General features: G+C 66.9%; 15 protein-coding genes. 2 read left to right on the top strand and 13 right to left on the bottom strand.

What is annotated here, in order from left to right:
* A partial coding sequence (locus BM382_RS27455) for a filamentous hemagglutinin N-terminal domain-containing protein (protein WP_139238034.1) occupies positions 1 to 520 on the bottom strand: 520 nt, incomplete at its 3' end.
* A 355-nt stretch (positions 521 to 875) separates the two neighbouring features.
* Here BM382_RS27455 and BM382_RS27450 point away from each other — a divergent pair.
* Together BM382_RS27450 and BM382_RS27445 are read left to right on the top strand one after the other, a co-directional pair.
* Positions 876 to 2051, top strand: coding sequence for an SRPBCC family protein (locus tag BM382_RS27450; RefSeq protein WP_072444270.1), 1176 nt, complete (start codon positions 876 to 878; stop codon positions 2049 to 2051).
* Between the two features lie 24 nt (positions 2052 to 2075).
* Positions 2076 to 3179, top strand: coding sequence for an SMP-30/gluconolactonase/LRE family protein (locus BM382_RS27445; protein ID WP_072444272.1), 1104 nt, complete (start codon positions 2076 to 2078; stop codon positions 3177 to 3179).
* Positions 3180 to 3309: 130 nt separating this feature from the next.
* Here BM382_RS27445 and BM382_RS27440 read toward each other — a convergent pair whose 3' ends face one another.
* From BM382_RS27440 to BM382_RS27385, 12 genes are all read right to left on the bottom strand, one after another.
* Positions 3310 to 3543: a DUF465 domain-containing protein gene (locus BM382_RS27440; protein WP_015636110.1), complete on the bottom strand. Its 234-nt coding sequence runs from the start codon at positions 3541 to 3543 to the stop codon at positions 3310 to 3312.
* Between the two features lie 135 nt (positions 3544 to 3678).
* Entirely contained in the window at positions 3679 to 6345 is a 2667-nt protein-coding gene (locus tag BM382_RS27435; protein ID WP_072444274.1) for an ATP-binding cassette domain-containing protein, read from the bottom strand.
* Between the two features lie 141 nt (positions 6346 to 6486).
* Entirely contained in the window at positions 6487 to 6753 is a 267-nt protein-coding gene (locus BM382_RS27430) for a DUF1652 domain-containing protein (protein WP_011061967.1), read from the bottom strand.
* A gap of 208 nt (positions 6754 to 6961) precedes the next feature.
* Positions 6962 to 9073: a hybrid sensor histidine kinase/response regulator gene (locus BM382_RS27425; protein WP_019094004.1), complete on the bottom strand. Its 2112-nt coding sequence runs from the start codon at positions 9071 to 9073 to the stop codon at positions 6962 to 6964.
* Between the two features lie 249 nt (positions 9074 to 9322).
* On the bottom strand, positions 9323 to 9982 hold the full coding sequence (locus BM382_RS27420; protein WP_015636113.1) for a DUF799 domain-containing protein: 660 nt from the start codon (positions 9980 to 9982) through the stop codon (positions 9323 to 9325).
* Positions 9979 to 10350: a DUF4810 domain-containing protein gene (locus BM382_RS27415; protein ID WP_011061970.1), complete on the bottom strand. Its 372-nt coding sequence runs from the start codon at positions 10348 to 10350 to the stop codon at positions 9979 to 9981. The genes BM382_RS27420 and BM382_RS27415 overlap by 4 nt, the downstream gene beginning before the upstream one ends.
* 29 nt (positions 10351 to 10379) lie before the next feature.
* A complete protein-coding gene (locus BM382_RS27410) occupies positions 10380 to 11039 on the bottom strand; it encodes a CsgG/HfaB family protein (RefSeq protein WP_015636114.1) in 660 nt (219 codons plus the stop codon).
* 449 nt (positions 11040 to 11488) lie between these two features.
* Complete coding sequence (locus BM382_RS27405) at positions 11489 to 14593, bottom strand: error-prone DNA polymerase (protein WP_072444276.1); 3105 nt, start codon at positions 14591 to 14593, stop codon at positions 11489 to 11491.
* On the bottom strand, positions 14590 to 16005 hold the full coding sequence (locus BM382_RS27400) for a Y-family DNA polymerase (RefSeq protein WP_072444283.1): 1416 nt from the start codon (positions 16003 to 16005) through the stop codon (positions 14590 to 14592). Before BM382_RS27400 ends, BM382_RS27405 begins: the two co-directional genes overlap by 4 nt.
* A gap of 7 nt (positions 16006 to 16012) precedes the next feature.
* The gene (imuA, locus tag BM382_RS27395; RefSeq protein WP_011061974.1) at positions 16013 to 16630 is read right to left on the bottom strand and encodes a translesion DNA synthesis-associated protein ImuA; all 618 of its coding nucleotides are present in this window, start codon (positions 16628 to 16630) and stop codon (positions 16013 to 16015) included.
* On the bottom strand, positions 16630 to 17247 hold the full coding sequence (gene lexA, locus BM382_RS27390) for a transcriptional repressor LexA (RefSeq protein WP_047337206.1): 618 nt from the start codon (positions 17245 to 17247) through the stop codon (positions 16630 to 16632). Before lexA ends, imuA begins: the two co-directional genes overlap by 1 nt.
* A 38-nt stretch (positions 17248 to 17285) precedes the next feature.
* On the bottom strand, positions 17286 to 18203 hold the full coding sequence (locus BM382_RS27385) for a LysR family transcriptional regulator (RefSeq protein ID WP_011061976.1): 918 nt from the start codon (positions 18201 to 18203) through the stop codon (positions 17286 to 17288).
* Positions 18204 to 18247: the final 44 nt, after the last annotated feature.

Here is an 18247-nt window from a genome sequence, read left to right as displayed (position 1 = left end):
TGGCTTTCGGGGTGTTGATGAAGCCGCAGCCGTTGCAGGTCACGCCATAGGGGTTGGCGACGATGACATGGGCCGCTTGCCCGGCCACTTCGGTGTAGCCCTTGAGCTGGCTGGGGCTGCCGCCGTTGACCTCGTTGAGGATCACATTGGCCGCGCGGCCGCCCAGGTTGGAGTTGCCGAGAATGATTCCGCCCAGTTGGGTTTCCTGGGTGCGGCCGGTGGCGTTGTTGAGGATCAGCCCCTGCTGGCCGACGTTGTAGTCGCTGAACTTGTTGTGCGACAGGCCGCTGCCATTGGGCGTGGCAATGTTGACGATGGGCACGCCATTGCCCGCCTGACCCAGTGTTGTGCCGCTGCCGTTGACCACGATGCCGTCGGCCATCGCCACCAGCGGCTGCCAGAACATCATGTTGGCCAGGACGAACGCCAGGCTGCGCTTGGACAAGCCGCAGAACGAATCACGGGATTGCAGGACAGCAGAGGGTTGCTGGGCCAGGAAGGTGAAGTGGCGAACGTCCATGTCAGTCTCTTAGCAATGCAGGAGCACAAGCCCCTGGAGCCTTCATCCTGAAGGCCCATGGCGAGGAAAAATTGATTTCGGCAAGCAGGGTCGAACTGGCAGCCCCTAGATGCCTGACAGGCAAAACGGAACCAGAAAGGAGCAGAGTGCGAGCAGAAATGATATCAATTCAATATCAAAATACTAAATAGCCACTATTCTGGCGTCAATCTTTCATTCGCCTCGCTGTCGTTTCCCTGGGCTTTATCCGGGCATTTTCAGCCTGATGAATAATCCTCATTCCCACTATCCATTGGCTGGATAATTACCCGCCGGCTACGCTGCAGCCCATAAAAACAACAACGGGAATCGGGCCGTGCGAGAAACCACCCAGCACTTTCGTCAGCAATACCGAGCGGCGGTCAGTCCGCGCTACAACCCCTGGCTGCATGGCGGCTTTGTCCTGGCCTATGGCCTGCTGTGCATCGGCCTGCTATGCAGCACCCTGAGCCAGGTGCAGCCCCTGGAATGGCTGGCGGTGCCGGTGGCGCTGCTGTTCTTCAACCTGTGCATCTACGTGGTGCACCGCTGGCTGGGGCATCACAAGCAGCGCTTCGCGCGGATGTTCTATGCCCGCCATACCGGCGACCACCACAGCTTCTTCGCCCCCGGGCTGATGGCCTATGAAGGCTACCGGGACTGGCGGGTGATTCTGTTTCCGGCCTGGCTGATCGTGGTGCACAGCCTGCTCTTCGCCCTGCCCCTGTGGGCGCTGCTGCGCCTGTGGAATGGCAACGTGGCGGCGCTGTTCGCCAGTTGCACCCTGCTCGGCTACCTGGCCTACGAGGTGTTCCATGCCTGCGAGCACCTGCCCGCCAATCACCCCCTGGCGCGCCTGCCCTGGGTGCGGCAGATGCGCCGCCTGCACGAACTGCATCACCGCCGCGAGCTGATGCAGGAGCGCAACTTCAATATTGTCCTGCCGCTGATGGACTGGCTGTTCGGTACCCTGCACTGGCAACCGCAAGAGCCGCCAGCCGTCACTTCCACCCCTGACGAGGCCACGCCCATGACCCGCATGCAGCACCAGGTCGACATCCCCCGCAGCGCCGCCAGCACCCTGGCCTATGCCGCCAGCTCGCGGCTCTGGCCACAGTGGCACCCCCCCTCGCTCAAGGTCGAGGGCGACGAAGGCCCGCTGTTCGCCGGGCAAGGCTTCGAGGAAGACATCCATGCCGGCGGGCGCAGCGGCCACCTGAGCTGGACGGTCGAGGAGTACCTGCCCGGGCACCGCTGGCGTGCCAGCGCCCGGGGCGATCACGGCCTGCACCTGCAGGTGACCTACGAATGCCAGCCCCTGGGGGCGCAGCACACGCGCTTCGTGCGGACCCTGGAGTACGGCTTTGACAACCTGCTGATGCGCCTGGGCAATCAGCTGCTATTCAAGCGACGGATAGAACGGGAATCCGCCGCCTCATTGCTGGCATTGTGCGAGATGGCCCAGCAAGCTATCCCGCTGCCCGCCACCGAGGCCCCCGGCCGCCCGTCCTGAGGCCGCCCCGACAGGAGTCATTGCATGAATCAGATTGCCCCCCGCCGCTTCAGCGGCCTGCGGATTGTCCTGCTGGTGCTGCTGGCCGTCCTGGCCTTCCTGCTGCTGATGCCGACCAGGGTCCAGCCGGTGGCCTGGAACCCGGCGCCGGCGCCGTCCCTGAGCCAGGGGCCGTTTGCCGAGAACCAGAAGCTCAAGGCCGTGCAGCCGGTGGGCGCCCGGGACATCGACGGCCCCGAAGCCCTGCTGCTGGAACACGAACAACTGCTCAGCGGCCTGCATGACGGCCGGGTGATCCAGAGCAGCCTCGACGGCAGTGCGCTCAAGGTGCTGGTCAATACCGGCGGCCGGCCCCTGGGCCTGGCCCGGCACCCGGACGGGCGCCTGATCATCGCCGATGCCATCAAGGGCCTGCTGGCCCTGGACAGCCAGGGCCAGTTGCAGACCCTGAGCACCGAGGCCAACGGCCTGAAGTTCGGCTTTACCGACGATGTGGCGGTCGATGCCGCGGGGCGCTACGCCTACTTCAGCGACGCCACCAGCCGCTGGGGCTATGGCCATGACGGCGAAGCGGTGATCGAGCACGACGCCGATGGCCGCCTGCTGCGCTACGACTTCCAGAGCGGCACCACCGAGGTGCTGCTGGACCGCCTGGAGTTCGCCAACGGCATTGCCCTGGGGCCGGACGAGGCCTATGTGCTGGTCAATGAAACCGGCGCCTACCGCATCAGCCGCTACTGGCTCAAGGGTGACAAGGCCGGCAGCCACGACCTGTTCATCGATAACCTGCCGGGGCTGCCGGACAACCTGAGCTTCAATGGCGCCGGGCGTTTCTGGGTGGCCCTGTACGCACCGCGCAACCCGTTGCTCGATGCCACCGCGCCCTACCCCTTCGTGCGCAAGATGCTGGTGCGGGCGATGACGGTATTGCCCAAGCCGGTGGAGAAGCGCGGCTTCGTGCTGGGCCTGGATACCCAGGGCCAGGTGATCGCCAACCTGCAGGATGGCAGCAGCGGCAACTACTCGCCGATCACCACGGTGCGCGAATATGGCGATGCCTTGTACCTGGGGGCGCTGACGGCCAGGCACATGGCCCGGTTGTCGTTGAAGGAGGCGCTGGCGCCTTGAGGCTGGGGGCGTTGCAGCTTGGGGTGGGGACAGCCCGGCGGGCGTCTGGGCGGCTATGCCGCCCAGCGGGAGCAAGCTCCCTTGCCACAACAAGCTCCTTGCTACTGCGAGCGTCTTTGCTACAGGGGGGTCAGGAACCGGCGGTGAGTTTCCCGGCGATCTCATCCTTGATCAGCAGGCGTTTTTCCTTGAGTTTCTTCAGTTCGTCGTCTGCGGCAGCGGCAGCTTCGGCCTTGAGCACCTGATCGTCGATGCTGGTGTATTTGTCGAACAGCGCATTCAGGTGGGGGTCACTGGCCCGACGCTGTTGAATGTCTTCTTTACTGCAGCTCAGGTCCTGGTAAAGGTCGTGGGTCACCGGCATGGAACACCTCCGTGGTTGATCGGCAGCAAGGGCGTCATCACGCCCCCGCCGGTTATCAGAATGGCCTCGCCGGACCGGGTCTGTCGACCGCCAATCAGACCAGCGGTAACCGTTCGTCGCCACTTTTGCCCTGGATCAACGTCCGCCCAGCGCTTGGGCAAGAAAGGGCGCGGTGCGGCTAGTGCGCTGCTTTGCCACCTGGTGCGGGGTGCCGCAGGCCACCAGGGTGCCGCCCTGGTCGCCGGCACCAGGGCCGATGTCGATCACCCAGTCGGCCTGGGCCACCACGCGCATTTCGTGCTCCACCACCACCAGGCTGTGCCCGGCCGCCACCAGTTTGTCCAGTTGCTCCAGCAGACGGTCCACATCCCGTGGGTGCAGGCCGGTGGTGGGCTCGTCCAGCACGTACAGGGTGGCGCCCCGGGCAGTGCGCTGCAGCTCGGTGGCCAGCTTGATGCGCTGCGCCTCACCGCCGGAGAGCTCGGTGGCCGGCTGGCCCAGGCGCAAGTAATCCAGGCCGATGTCGCGCAGCACTTCCAGGGCGCGGCGGATGCCCGGTTGTTCGGCAAACACCGGCAAGGCCTGCTCGACACTCAATTGCAGCACCTGGGCGATGTTCAGGCCCTGCCAGGTCACGGCCAGGGTCTGGGGGTTGTAGCGCGCGCCATGGCAGGTCGGGCACGGGGCGAACACGCTGGGCATGAACAGCAGCTCGACGCTGACAAAGCCCTCGCCCTCGCAGGCCGGGCAACGGCCCTTGGCCACGTTGAAGGAAAACTGTCCGGCGTCGAAGCCCCGCTCCCGGGCCTCGTCGGTGGCGGCGAACAGCTTGCGCACCTGATCGAACAGCCCGGTGTAGGTCGCGAGATTGGAACGCGGGGTGCGGCCGATGGGTTTCTGGTCCACCTGTACCAGGCGCTTGATCTGCTCCATGCCGGCCACCACCCGCCCGCCGCTGCTGACCGGTGCGTCGTCCGCCAGGTCCAGCTCCGGCGCCTCATCGCTGGCCGAAGCCTTGCCCAGGTGCGCGCCCACCAGTTCCAGCAGGGCCTGGCTCACCAGGCTCGACTTGCCGGAACCGGAAACCCCGGTCACCGCGGTAAAGCAGCCCAGGGGAAACTCGGCGTCCAGCTCCTTGAGGTTGTTGCGGCTGATACCTTCCAGCCGCAGCCAGCCTCGGGGCGGGCGCGGGGTACGCCGGGCCGGGGCCTGCTCGGGAAACAGGTAGGCCCGGGTCTGGGACTGCGCCACCTCGGCCAAGCCGGCCGGCGGGCCGCTGTACAGCACCTGGCCGCCACGCTCTCCCGCCGCCGGGCCCACGTCCACCAGCCAGTCGGCACGGCGCATGGTCTGCACATCGTGCTCCACCACGAACAGCGAGTTGCCGGCGGCCTTGAGCCGCTGCAAGGCCTCGAACAGTGCCTCGGCATCCGCCGGGTGCAGGCCTGCCGAGGGCTCGTCCAGCACATAGATCACCCCGAACAGCTGCGAGCCCAGCTGGGTCGCCAGGCGCAGGCGCTGCAACTCACCGGAAGACAGGCTCGGCGTGCTGCGCTCCAGGGCCAGGTAGCCCAGCCCGAGGTCGGTCAGGGTGCTGACCCGCTCCAGCAGGTCCTGGGCGATGCGCTGGGCGGCCAGACGCTTTTCCAGGGACAGGTTCGGCGTATGCCGCACATCCGGCGCGCCGCGATGCTCCGGGGCGCCCTGGGCATGGCGCTGCTGACGCGCGGCACGAGTCTGGGCGTGGCTCAGCACCGGATCATCGGCGGGCGCCTGCTCCAGGTAATCTGCCGCCGCCACCGGCCGCAGCACCTCGGCCAGTTGCAGCAGCGGCAGGCGCGCCAGCTCGCCGATATCCAGCCCGGCAAAGGTCACCGCCAGGGCCTCGCGCTTGAGCCGCTTGCCCTCGCACAGCGGGCACGGGCTGCCGCGCATGAACTGCGACACACGCTTTTTCATCAGCGCGCTCTGGGTGTGGGTGAAGGTGTGCAGCACATAGCGCCGGGCGCCGCTGAAGGTGCCCATGTAGCTGGGTTCCTGCTTGCGCTTGAGGGCTTCGCGGGTCTGTTCCGGGGTCAGCCCGGCGTACACCGGTACTGTGGGGGTTTCTTCGGTGAAGAGGATCCAGTCACGCTGCTTTTTCGGCAGTTGCTGCCAGGGGATGTCGACGTCGTAGCCCAGGGTCACCAGGATGTCCCGCAGGTTCTGTCCCTGCCAGGCCAGGGGCCAGGAGGCCACGGCGCGCTGGCGGATGGTCAGCGAAGGGTCGGGAACCATGCTCGCTTCGTCGACCTCATAGACCCGCCCCAGGCCATGGCATTCCGGGCAGGCGCCTTGGGGCGTGTTCGGCGAAAAGTCCTCGGCATACAGCATCGGCTGCCCCGGCGGGTAGCTACCGGCCCGGGAATAGAGCATGCGCACCAGGCTCGACAAGGTGGTCACGCTGCCCACCGAAGAGCGCGTGCTGGGAGTGCCGCGCTGCTGTTGCAGGGCCACCGCCGGCGGCAGGCCGTCGATGCGGTCGACATCCGGCACCCCCACCTGGTCGATCAGGCGCCGGGCATAGGGCGCCACCGATTCGAAGTAGCGACGCTGGGCCTCGGCATACAGGGTGGAGAACGCCAGGGACGACTTGCCCGAGCCCGACACCCCACTGAACACCACCAGCGCATCCCGGGGAATGTCCACGTCGACATTCTTCAGGTTGTGCTCGCGGGCGCCGCGCACCCGGACAAAACCGCTGGCTGGAAAGGACGAAGGGCTCGCCTGGGAAGCATTGGAGGGGCTACGGGAAGCAGTCATGAACCAGCCTTATGTCGAGAACCGCGAACAGTCGAAGCGCGATCATCACACAAGGTCCGAGGCCCGAGGCAAGCCCCGTGGAAGATCGACGCGCGTACCCGGGGTTCGAGCCTCGCCCCCGGCGCAATGTTCCCTGGCGCTTCAGCGACCGTGCTGGCGGCGGGCTTGCTGCTCGGTGCTCAGGCGGGTGTGCTGGAGGTCGTAGCGCAACTCGGCAATCAGCTCCGACAGCGCCCGGGAGCTGGTCAGGCCGCGGGTGGCGATGCCGGTGACCAACAGGTCGACGCGCCCGCTGGCGGGGTCGCAGATGCGCACAGTCATGGCCCCGTCGTGGCCGACGGTGCACTGGCAATGCAGGGGCAGGAAGCTGGTTTCAACGATTCTGCGCAGTTCAAGGGTGGAGATCACGGCGGAGCATCCAAAAAAGGTTGAGAAGAAAAACCGCGCAAGACGACGTTTGTTGTTATGGGATCAGGCGGTCGATGCCCCTGTCCTTGGTCAGCAGAAAAAACGTACAAGTTCATTCAACTTCATGCAGCGTAGAAGTTTGACGCCAGTTTGTCGTCGCCCCCTGGGGATTTTTATGCGCTGCTTCACACTTGGCGCCAGGCGCCGCTCAGGCCTCCAGCACCGAACGCACCATGGCGCTCAGGTCTGCAGGCCCGTAGGGCTTGCTCAGCAGGTGGGTGTCGGGGCTGAGCTGGTGGTTGCGCGAAATCATGTCGCGGGTGTGCCCCGAGGTGAACAGCACCGCGATTGGCGGTGCCTGGGTCTTGGCCCAGGTGGCCAGGTCCGTGCTCTTGATCAGACCGGGCATCACCACGTCGGTGAAGATCAGATCGACCTTGAGCCCGTCCAGCAGCAGTTGCATGGCAGCGTCACCATTGCTCGCGGTGCGCACCCGGTAGCCCTCGTGTTCGAGCATTTCCACCGCGGCGCTGCGCACCTCGGCGTTGTCCTCCACCACCAGGATGCTTTCCTCGCCACCGCCCGCCCGCTGACCCGGGCGCGGCGCCTGCTGCAGCGTAGGTTCGGCACTGCGGGCAAAGTACATCTGCACCCGGGTGCCCTGCCCCGGGCTGCTGAAGATCTCGATATGGCCGCCGCTCTGCTTGACGAAACCGAACACCATGCTCAAGCCCAGGCCCGTGCCATGACCGTCGGCCTTGGTGGTGAAGAAGGGTTCGAAGGCCTGCTTGAGCACCTCGGCGGGCATGCCCGGGCCATCGTCAGCCACACTCAGGCACAGGTACTCGCCGGCAGCGATGCCCTTGCCGGCGCAGAAGCGCGAATCCAGCACCTGGTTCTCGGCGCTGATGAGGATCCGCCCCTCGCCGCCCAGGGCATCCCGGGCATTGATCGCCAGGTTGAGCACGGCGTTTTCCAACTGGTTGCGATCCACATGGATGCACCAGGGCTCGGCGGGCAATTGCACATCGATGCAAATGGTTTCGCCCAGGGCCCGCTGCAGCAACTCCCCCAGGCCCTCGTACAGGTGCCGCGGGTTGTAGCTGGCCGGTGACAGCGGCTGGCGCCGGGCAAAGGCCAGCAGTTGGTTCGACAGCTTGGCGCCGCGCTCCACCGCCGTCAGCGCGGCGGCCGTGCGCCGCTGCACATTGGCGTTGCCCGCTTCGTGGCGGGACAGCAGATGCAGGTTGCCGGCGATCACCTGCAGGAGGTTGTTGAAATCATGGGCCACGCCGCCGGTCAGGCCGCCAATGGCTTCGAGTTTCTGCACCTGGCGCAGTTGCTCCTCGGCGCTGAGCCGCGCGTTGACCTCCTCCAGCACCCGCTGCTCCAGGTTGCGGGTCAGTTGGCGCAGGGCTTCCTCGGCGATCTTGCGCTCCTGGATATCGATCAGCACCCCGGGGAAACGCAAGGCCTGGCCCGACTCGTCGAACTCGCAACGGCCGCAGGCCAGCACCCAGGTGTAGCTGCCGTCCTCGCGGCGCACCCGGTATTCGGCGTTGTAGGGCCCGCCCTGGGTCACGCTGTAATGGGCCAGTTCCTTGATGCGCGGCAGGTCATCGGGGTGGATGCGGCTTTCGGTGATATCGATCGGCAGGTTGTCCAGGGGCTGGTCCGCCGGGTAGGAAAAGGTCCGGGCAAAACGCTCGTCGCAAGACAGCACGTCGGCCTGGACGTCCCAGACGAAGGAGCCCAGCAACGCCCCGGCATTCAGCGCCAGCTGCACGCGCTCGTTCTCCGCCCGGTAGGCGGCCTCCGCGGCCTGGCGGCGGCGCTCGGAAATCACATGGGCGGTAGTTTCCACGACAATGGCGATGACCCCGGCCGGAGCCTGGTCGTCCCCCGCCACCGGGCTGTAGTAGAGGTCCATCCAGACGTCTTCCGGCACCCCGTTGCGCAGCAGCACCAGTTCCTTGTTGTGATAGGACAGGGTGCCGCCGCTGAGGCAGGTGTTCATCACCCCGCGGTTGAACTCGGCGACCTCCGGCCAGCCCATCTCCACGGCGCAGCCCAGCAGGTAGGGATGGCGGCCGCCGGCGAACTCGGCATAGGCATCGTTGTAGATCATGTAGCCCAGGGGGCCCCAGAGCATCACCATCGGCAGCGGCGAGCCGAGCATCAGTTGCACCGTGCTGCACAGGCTGTGGCTCCAGTGCTGCAACGCCCCGAGGCTGGTGGCGGACCAGTCGAAGGCACGGATGCGCTCGGCCATTTCGCCCTTCCACCCCTGGCACCCGTGATGATCAGATAAGAACGGCATGAGCGGACTCTACGAAGAACGTGGCACAGCGTGGGTTTTCAAGAGGCCGCGACGCAGCCTCCAGAGCCTTTGAGCACGGTGCACGCGGATGGTTTCACCAGGGCCGGGATCGGCTTCGCCACTGGTCGGCCATGCCGCCGGGCAACGCCCTTCGCGCGACTGCAAAGACAGAATAGGCGATGGCCCGGGTTCCAGGCGGGCGCCGACAGGCGCCGCCTGAAAAAGAGCGGATTGCCCGCTCCCTGCCCCTCAGTCGGTGCCGTATTTCGGCGAACGCGGACCGTACAGCAAGCCGGTGCGTTGCCCGGCCGACAGCAGGCGCTGGCTGGTGATGCCGGCAATCGGATGGCCGGCGTCGGTGCTGGTGTTGATGATCTGCTTCACCGCAGCGGTGATCAGCATGCCCACCAGGCCACCGTTGTTGCCGTTGTTGCCTTCCTCACTGGAGGCGCGGGCGCTGCCGGTCCACAACGTGGTGCCAGTCTTCAGGTCCACCAGGGTGGCGCTGGCGGTGACCACGGTGGCGCTGCTGATCAGCATGTAGCTGGTGCCGTATTCCTTGACCGTGATGTACAGGCCGGCGTCGGCGCCGAAGATCTCGTTGAGCTTGGCCGGCGCCAGGCCGTGGATGTCCGCCGGGTTGGTCAGGCCGTTATGGCGGAAGGTTTCATCCACCACCGCGATCGGCATCACGTAGTAACCGGCTTCGGCCAGGGGAAAGGTCACCTGGGACAGCATGCTGTAGGTGGCCTTGATGTCCGGCGATTCATTGAGCGGCGGCAGCACCAGGATCGACTTCGGCCGGGCCTGCTTGTAGGCCGAGTAGTCCACGCTCCTGGGCGCGGCGCAGCCCACCAGCAGGCTCACGGCCAACAGGCCCAGCAGGTTGCGCAGGGTCATCAGGCTCATTGGGCGGCTCCCTTCTTGGCGTTCTTGAGCAGGAAGTCCATGTACGAGGCGGATTCGGGGAACAGCGCCTTCTCGGTATTGAACTGCTGCACCATCTGGTCATCCTTGCCCAGGCTCGCGTAGAGCATGCCCAGGTGGGCGTGGTAGCCCGGCGGCACGGCCTTGCCGGTGGACTTGATCTTCTGCAGGTCGCGCTCCAGGGCCTCGACCTGGGCCTCCCGGGCCTCCTCGCCCTTGAAGTACTCGTAGGTCTGGGCCTGGTAGGTTTCCCACTGGTACAGCGTCTTCGGCCCGCTGCAACCGGCCAGCAGCACACAGCCCAGCAAGGCGCCGGCCATCATTGGCCGCGCCATCATCGTCTTCGACATGCTTGCACTTCTCCCTGTCAGCTGTGTGATCAGCGGCCCGGTTTCCAGGCGCCGGCGTCGATGGCCTCGACCATGCGGTTGACCGCCTCGCGCATGGCCAGGTCGAGGACCTTGCCGTTGAGGGTCGAATCGTAGGCAGCGGTGCCGCCGAAGCCGATCACTTCACGGTTGGACAAGGCGTACTCGCCAGCGCCCTGGGTCGAATAGACCACTTCGGAGGTGCTGATGTTGACGATGTTCAACGCCACCTTGGCGTAGGCCACCTGGGTCTTGCCGCGGCCGAGGATGCCGAACAGCTGGTGGTCGCCGGTTTCCTTGCGACCGAACTCGGTGACATCGCCGGTGACCACGAAGTCCGCGCCCTTGAGCTTCTGCGCCTGGCCCTTGATGGCCGCTTCCTGCTGGATCTCGCCCATGTTGTCGCGGTCCAGCACGCTGAAGCGGTTGGTCTGCTGCAGGTGGGTGATGAGGATGGTCTTGGCCTGGCCGCCGAGGCGGTCGACGCCATCGGAGAAGATTCCGCGCATGTAGCTGGAGCGGTTGTCGAACTTGCCCACGGCCATCGGCACCCGGGCTCCGGTCCATACCTGGCTGGCGCTCTGGACCTTCTCCACCGGCAAGGCCCGGGAGCTTTCCGTGGCGCAACCGCTCATGCCCGCCAGCACCGCCAGTGCTACAGCGGACAACATCAACTTCGAGATCACTCTCACTCTATGTTCCTTCTTGAGTATCCATTTAGGTGCACTGTCTAGATGCACTTGCGCCCTGCCGCACGTCTGCGGCCCCAGTCTGTGCAGGCTCGAAAGTCGTCGGCCGAGCGTTCTGAAACTTGATGCAGGGGGCATCATCGGCGGCGATTATGCCAAAGCGCCATCAGTGCGAAAAGGAATAAAAAACCTTGGCGTCATTCTGTAACCATTGCCACAGACTCGGGGATAGCAAAGCGGCAGGCCACTGCCGATCCGCGTTTCGTGTAGCCGCTGCCGCAGGCTCGGGCCGCGTTCGGACGAACGGCTTGGACGGCATTGCGACGCAGCAGACGCGGCGGTCTTGAGGACGCCGGGGTTCCGGCGGGAGACCGCCAAGCAAGGCCCTACGGGCCTTTTCGCAGCATCGCCCGGGCTCGGCAGCGGCTACATCAACGAAAGTCGCGGCTGCGTACGTGAATGCCATCCAGCAACGGGCTCAGGTCACTCAGGCGCCCGGCAATCAGGTGGCGCACCTCGCCCTCGGTTTCCAGGGTGCCGTCGACCTTGAGCAACTGCGCGCCCACCAGCACCCGGCGCTGGCGCTCGGCCAGGTCGCGCCAGACCACCACATTGACGTTGCCGAACTCGTCTTCCAGGGTCACGAAGGTCACCCCGCTGGCGGTGCCCGGCCGCTGGCGCCCGGTGACCAGCCCGGCCACGCTCACCGAACGCCCGTGCTCCACCGCCAGCAAGTCGCGCGAGCTGCGGCAGCGCCGGGCCGCAAGCTGCGGGCGCAGCAGCGCCAGGGGGTGCGGCCCGAGGGTGGTGCCCAGGCTGTGGTAATCCGCCTGCAGGTCTTCGCCGACACTGGGCCGGGGCAACGCTACCGGCGCTTCCTCCTGGCTCGGCAGGCCGGCGAACAGCCCCAGCTGTCTTTCCACCCCGGCCACTTCCCAGCGTGCCCGATAGCGATCCCCGGCCAGCGCCTGCAAGGCGCCGGCATCGGCCAGCAATTCCTGGGCGCGGACATCCAGGCGGGCCCGCTCGCCCAGGTCGGCGATATCGACAAAGGCCCGTTGCCGGCGGGCACGTTCGATGCGCCGGGCATCGTCCTCGCGAAAACCCTTGATCATCCGCAGCCCCAGGCGCAGGGCCGGCTGCCCGGGGGGGCCATTTCCAGCGCGTGCAGGCTGGACAGGAATCGGCTCCAGGCTGCAGTCCCAGTCACTGGCGCCCACATCCACCGCAAGAACCTGCAAACCATGGCGCCGGGCGTCCTGGAGGATCTGGTCGGGGCTGTAGAAGCCCATGGGCCAGCTGTTGATCAGGGCGCAGGCGAAGGCCGCCGGTTCGTGGCACTTGAGCCAGCAACTGGCGTAGGTCAACAAGGCAAAGCTGGCGGCATGGGATTCGGGAAAGCCGTAGCTGCCAAAGCCCTTGATCTGCTCGAAGATCTGCGTCGCGAATTCATCGCTGTAGCCATTGCGGTTCATCCCCCGGCGCAGCCGTTCGCGGTGCGGTTCCAGGCCGCCGTGGCGCTTCCAGGCGGCCATGGAGCGGCGCAACTGGTCGGCCTCGCCCGGGGTGTAGTCGGCGGCGACAATGGCGATCTGCATCACCTGCTCCTGAAACAGCGGCACTCCCAGGGTGCGCTTGAGCACCGCTTCCAACTTCGGCGACGGATAAGTCTCCGGCTCTTCACGGTTACGCCGGCGCAGGTAGGGATGGACCATGCCGCCCTGGATCGGCCCGGGCCGGACGATGGCCACCTCGATCACCAGGTCGTAGAAGTTCTGCGGCTTGAGCCGGGGCAGCATCGACATCTGCGCCCGGGACTCGATCTGGAACACGCCGATGGTGTCGGCGCGGCCGATCATTTCGTAGGTGGCGGGGTCTTCAGGCGGAATGCTGGCGAGGCTGTAGCGCTGGCCACGGTAGCCGTGGATCAGGTCGAAGCAACGGCGGATGGCGCTGAGCATGCCCAGGGCGAGGATATCCACCTTGAGCAGGCCGACCATGTCCAGGTCGTCCTTGTCCCACTGGATCACCGTACGCTCGGCCATCGTCGCGTTCTCCACCGGCACCAGGTGGTCCAGGGGCTGCTCGGAAATCACGAAACCGCCGGGGTGCTGGGACAGGTGCCGGGGAAAGCCGATCAACTGCCCGGTCAGGCTCAGGACCCGGCGCAGCACCGGGCTCTGGGGATCGAACCCGGCCTCCTGCAGGCGCTCGACGCTGGGCGGCGTATCACTCCAGTGGCCGCAGCAGTCGGCCAGGGCATTGACCTGATCCGGCGGCAGGCCCAGGGCCTTGGCCACATCCCGCACCGCCCCGGCGCCATGGTAGGTGCTGACCACCGCGGTCAGCGCCGCGCGATGCCGGCCATAGCGCTGGAACACATACTGCAGCACCTCTTCCCGGCGCTCGTGCTCGAAGTCGACATCGATGTCCGGCGGCTCGTTGCGTTCACGCGACAGGAAACGCTCGAACAGCAGGGTCGAGCGGTCCGGGTCGATCTCGGTGATGCCGAGGGCGAAACACACCACCGAGTTGGCCGCCGAGCCCCGGCCCTGGCAGAGGATGTGCTGGCGCCGGGCGAAGTCGACGATGTCGTGCACCGTGAGGAAATAACTCTCGTAGCCCAGGTCGCAGATCAGCGTGAGCTCCTTGTCGATCTGCTTCAGTACCTCGGCCCGGGCACCAGCGGGCCAGCGGCGCACGATGCCGCGCTGGGTCAGCACCCGCAGCCAGGAGCCAGCGTCGTGCCCCTCGGGCACCAGCTCCCGGGGGTATTGGTAGCGCAGTTGGCCGAGGTCGAAAGCGCAGCGCCCGGCGATGGCCAGCGACTCGTCGAGCAGGGCCTGGGGGTACAGGCCTTGCAGCACTTCGACGGGCCGCAGGTGGCGCTCGCCGTTGGCGAACAGGCGTTGCCCGGCCTCGGCCACCGGCAGGTGATGGCGGATCGCGGTCATGGTGTCCTGCAGCGCCCGGCGCCCGCGCACATGCATGTGCACATCGCCACAGGCCACGGCTGGCAGCTCCAGTTGCCGGGCCAGGGCCAGTTGCTGTTGCAGGTGCCGGGCATCGTCCTGGCCGCAATGCAGCTCCAGCGCCAGCCACAGGCGCTGGGGGAACACCTGCTGCAACCAGCGGCCCTGGGCCAGCGGCTCGCCGGCGCCCGTCAGCCATAGGGCCAGCAGCCCCGGCAAGGGTTCGGCGAAATCTTCGCGCAGCAGGCGATAGCTGCCCTTCTCGGCCCGGCGCCGGGCCCGGGTGATCAACCGGCACAGGCCCTGGTAACCCGCCAGGTCTTCCACCAGCAGCACCAGGCGCGGGCCGTCCTCGATCTGCATTTCACTGCCGACGATCAGCTTGAGGCCCGTATCGCGAGAGGCCTGCCAGGCGCGGACAATCCCCGCCAGGGTGCACTCGTCGGTGATTGCCAGGGCCTGGTAGCCCAGGGCCTTGGCACGCTGGAACAATTCGGCGGCACTGGAGGCGCCGCGCTGGAAGCTGAAGTTGGACAGGCAATGCAGCTCGGCGTAGGTGTTCATGCGAACCAGCCCTGCAACAGCAGCGGCCCGGGCTCGCCGACCTGACGATAGGCCCAGCCCTGCTGGCCGGCGGCGGTTTCGATCAGGTAGTAGTCGCGGCGCACATCGGCACCGTCCCACCAGCCGGACTCGATGCGCTCCGGGCCCATGAGGATGCGCACCGAACCCTCGCCCAGCACCTGGGGCTCGGTGAGCAGCCAGCCGGGGCGGCGCAGCCCGGGGGTGGCCGGGCACGGGCGCGAATCGGTCTGCGCCTGCCAACTGCGCTCCGGGCGGTGATCGGCGCGATGCCCCAGGCCCTGCACCGCGTCATCCCCCAGGCGCGCCCGCAGGCGTTCGCGCAACTGCTCCCAGGGCAGGTTCTGCTGCGGGCGCTCGTCGAACAGCTCGCTGTGCCGGGGCACGAACAGCGGCAGGTCCTCGGCCACCAGCCGCAGGTTGCGCACCGGCGCCGGCACCTGGATCTGTTCCAGGCGCCCGCGGGCCAGTTCGAACAGCATCGCCGGGTCGCGCTCGGCGCTGAGCAGCCCCACCGGAATCAGGGTGTCGGCGCCTTCGGCGTGCTCCAGGTGTAGGGCAAAGCGCTGCACGCCACTGTCGCGACCACAGAGAAAAGCCGCCAGATCCGCGGTGAGCCGGCGCAGGGGAAACAGCAGCGCCTGATGGGACTGCACATCGAAATTCAGCTCGATGCGCAGGTCGAAGCGGTCCGGCGGCTGATAGAAGGCCAGCCCCAGCGGGCGCTCGCCGAGCAGGGTATCCAGGTGCTTGAGCAAGCTGCCGTCAAAACGCCGGGCCAGGCTGGGCCGGGGCAGCTCCCGCAGTTGCTGGAAGCTGCGCACCCCCATGCGCGACAGGGCCGTGGCCTGCTCCGGGGCCAGCCCCAGGCGCTCGATGGGCATGGCCCCCAGGGCCTGGGCCAGGGCCTCGCAGTCGGCCACCGCCAAGCCGTCATAGGCATTGGCCAGGGCTCGGGCCGCCGCCGGATTGGGCGCGGCAACGATCCGGTGGCGAAAGCCCAGGGCCTGCAATTCACGGCGCAGGCGCGCTTCCAACTGCGGCCAGGGGCCGAACAGGCCCAGGCTGGATTCGATCTCCAGCACCAGGGTGCGCGGGTAGGCGACGCTGACCTGGGAGCTGAAGCCATAGGCCCAGGCCGCAAGAAACTGCTGCCAGTGCTCGATCTGCCGGGGGTCGTATTCGGCGCTGGCAAAGGCCTTGGTCAGGGCCTGGGCGGCGGTCAGCGATTGCCCGGGGCGCAGGCCCAGTTCGCGAGCGGCGGCGTTCACCGCCTGGATCACCCGGCGCTGCGGGGTGCCACTGAGCAGCGCCAGGGGCGCTTCGGGCTCGGCGCGCTGACGCAAGACTGCGTCCAGCGCCAATTGCGGGAACAGGATGCACACCCAACGCATGCCAACCTCAGTGCCCGGCGGGCCAGGCGATAGGCGCCGGATGGGCCAGCCCGCCCCGGCACTTGAGCACCCGCAACTGCCCGGGACGGCCTTGCACGGCAATTCGCAAGGCCGCCGGCGAGGGGTTGCGCGCCGTCTCCAGGGGGCGGTAGGCAAAGGCCAGGGTCTGGCCGCTTTCAGCCGCCACCTGCAGGCGCCGCAGGGCGCGATCGTCGGCTTGCTGCGGCCAGCACAGCACCGCGCCGCAACTGCCGGAACGCAGGCACTGCTCGGCGGCCCACAGGGCATCACGCTCCCCGGCCTGGATGATCGACAACTGGCGCACATCCACCCCGGCGTTCTGCCAGGCCTGGGGATAGGGCACGAACGGCGGCGCCACCAGCACGATGCGCTCCCCCGCCGCGCTCAGCCGCGCCAGGCTCGGCCACAGCAGTTGCAGCTCGCCCAGACCCTGGGCGGCAATGAGGATTTCGGTCAGTGCCGCTTCCGGCCAGCCGCCCGTGGGCAGCACCGCATCCAGGGCGGCATGGCCGGTGGGCTGCGGGCTGGCAGGCGCGGCGGCCGGGCGGCCTTTCCACACCCGCCCGGCATTGAACAGCGAATCCAGTGCGACCACGGCGCCCATCAGCCTTGCCTCACCAGACCGCAGAACACGCCTTCGATAAACAGTTCGTGGTCGGCCGTGACCTCGATCGGCTGGTAGGCCGGGTTGCGCGGCAACAGGCGAATGCCCTGCCCCTTGCGCTCGAAACGCTTGATGGTGACCTCACCGTCGAGGCGGGCGATCACGGTCTGGCCGTTGCGCGCCTCACTGCTGCGGCGCACTGCCACCAGATCACCGTCGAAGATGCCGTCGTCGATCATCGAATCGCCCTGGACCCGCAGCAGGTAATCCGGAGTGCGGGAGAACATCCCCGGGTCCAGCAGCAACTGGCCGTGTATGTCGGCATCGACGCCAATCGGCGCACCGGCGGCCACCCGCCCCAGCACCGGAATTTCCAGCAGCTCGGGGCGCCGTGGCTGGTTGAGCAGGCGAATGCCCCGGGCCTGATGCGGGTTGACCTCGATGAACCCGGCCTCGGTCAGCGCCAGCACATGCTTGCGCGCCACGCTGCGCGAGGCGAAACCGAACGCCTGGCTGATTTCAGCAAGGCTCGGGGGCTGGCCGTGATCGGCGATGCGTTCGCGGATAAAGGTCAGGATGGCACTGCGGCGGGGAGATAAAGTCGTCATGGAGTACATTTGTACTCCTCTCGGATTTATCTGACAAGAACCGCCAATCAGTCCAGGCCACGGCTGGCCAGGAAGCCACTGACATAGTCGATGAATGCCTGCACCTTGGCGGTCGCCCGCCGGTGGCTGGGGTAGACCGCGAGGATGTGCGGCCCGAAGCTGTCCGGGTCGATCGCGTAGTCGGCCATCACCCGCACCAGGCGCCCGTCGGCCAGGTACGGTGCGGCGCTCCACAGCGGCGTGTGCAGCAGGCCGCGCCCGGCCAGGGCATTGGCCAGCAGCAGGTCGTAATTGTCACTGCGCAGGCGTGGTGCCTGGGGCTGAGGCAGGCTCAGGCGCTGGCCGTCGCGCTCGACCCACCAGAACTCCCGGCTGAGCAAGGGGTGGCGATACAGCAGCCATTCATGTTCTTCGAGGGTCTGCGGGGTCACCGGCCGGCCCTTGCGCGCCAGGTAGGCCGGGCTGGCGCACAGGGCCAGGCGGTTGCTTCCGACCACCCGGGCAATCAGCCCCGGCAGGTCGTCATGGCCTTCGCGCAGGGCCAGGTCGTAGCCGCTTTCCAGCAGGTTGACGAACTCGTCGCACAGGTCCACTTGCAGATTGATCTGCGGGTACTGCTCAAGAAAACCGCCACACACCTGATCCAGGAATGCCTGGCCGTAGGCCAGCGGCGCGGTGACCTTGAGGTTGCCGCGCAGACCGTGCTGCAACTGCTCCACCTCCTCGCCCACCTCTTCCAGCCGCTGCAGCACCTGGCGCGCGGTCTCCAGGTAGAGCCGGCCGATTTCGGTGAGCACGATGCGCCGGGTACTGCGCTCGAACAAGCGCGAACCCAGCTCGGCCTCCAGGTGGTTGACCGCCTTGGTCAGGGCCGAGGGGGTCTTGCCCAACTGCTCCGCCGCCCGGCTGAAACTGCCCAGCTGGGCGGTGACCACGAACATCTTCAAGGCATTCAACTTGTCCATGGTTTTTCCACCCAGGCAAAAATGTTTTTCGTGAAGCAGCCGTT

This window comes from Pseudomonas sp. NFPP25, assembly GCF_900116505.1.
In the GTDB taxonomy this organism is placed as follows: Bacteria; Pseudomonadota; Gammaproteobacteria; order Pseudomonadales; family Pseudomonadaceae; genus Aquipseudomonas; species Aquipseudomonas protegens.
Note: the sequence above shows the minus strand (reverse complement) of the source record. Positions and strands in the feature narration are given on the sequence as shown.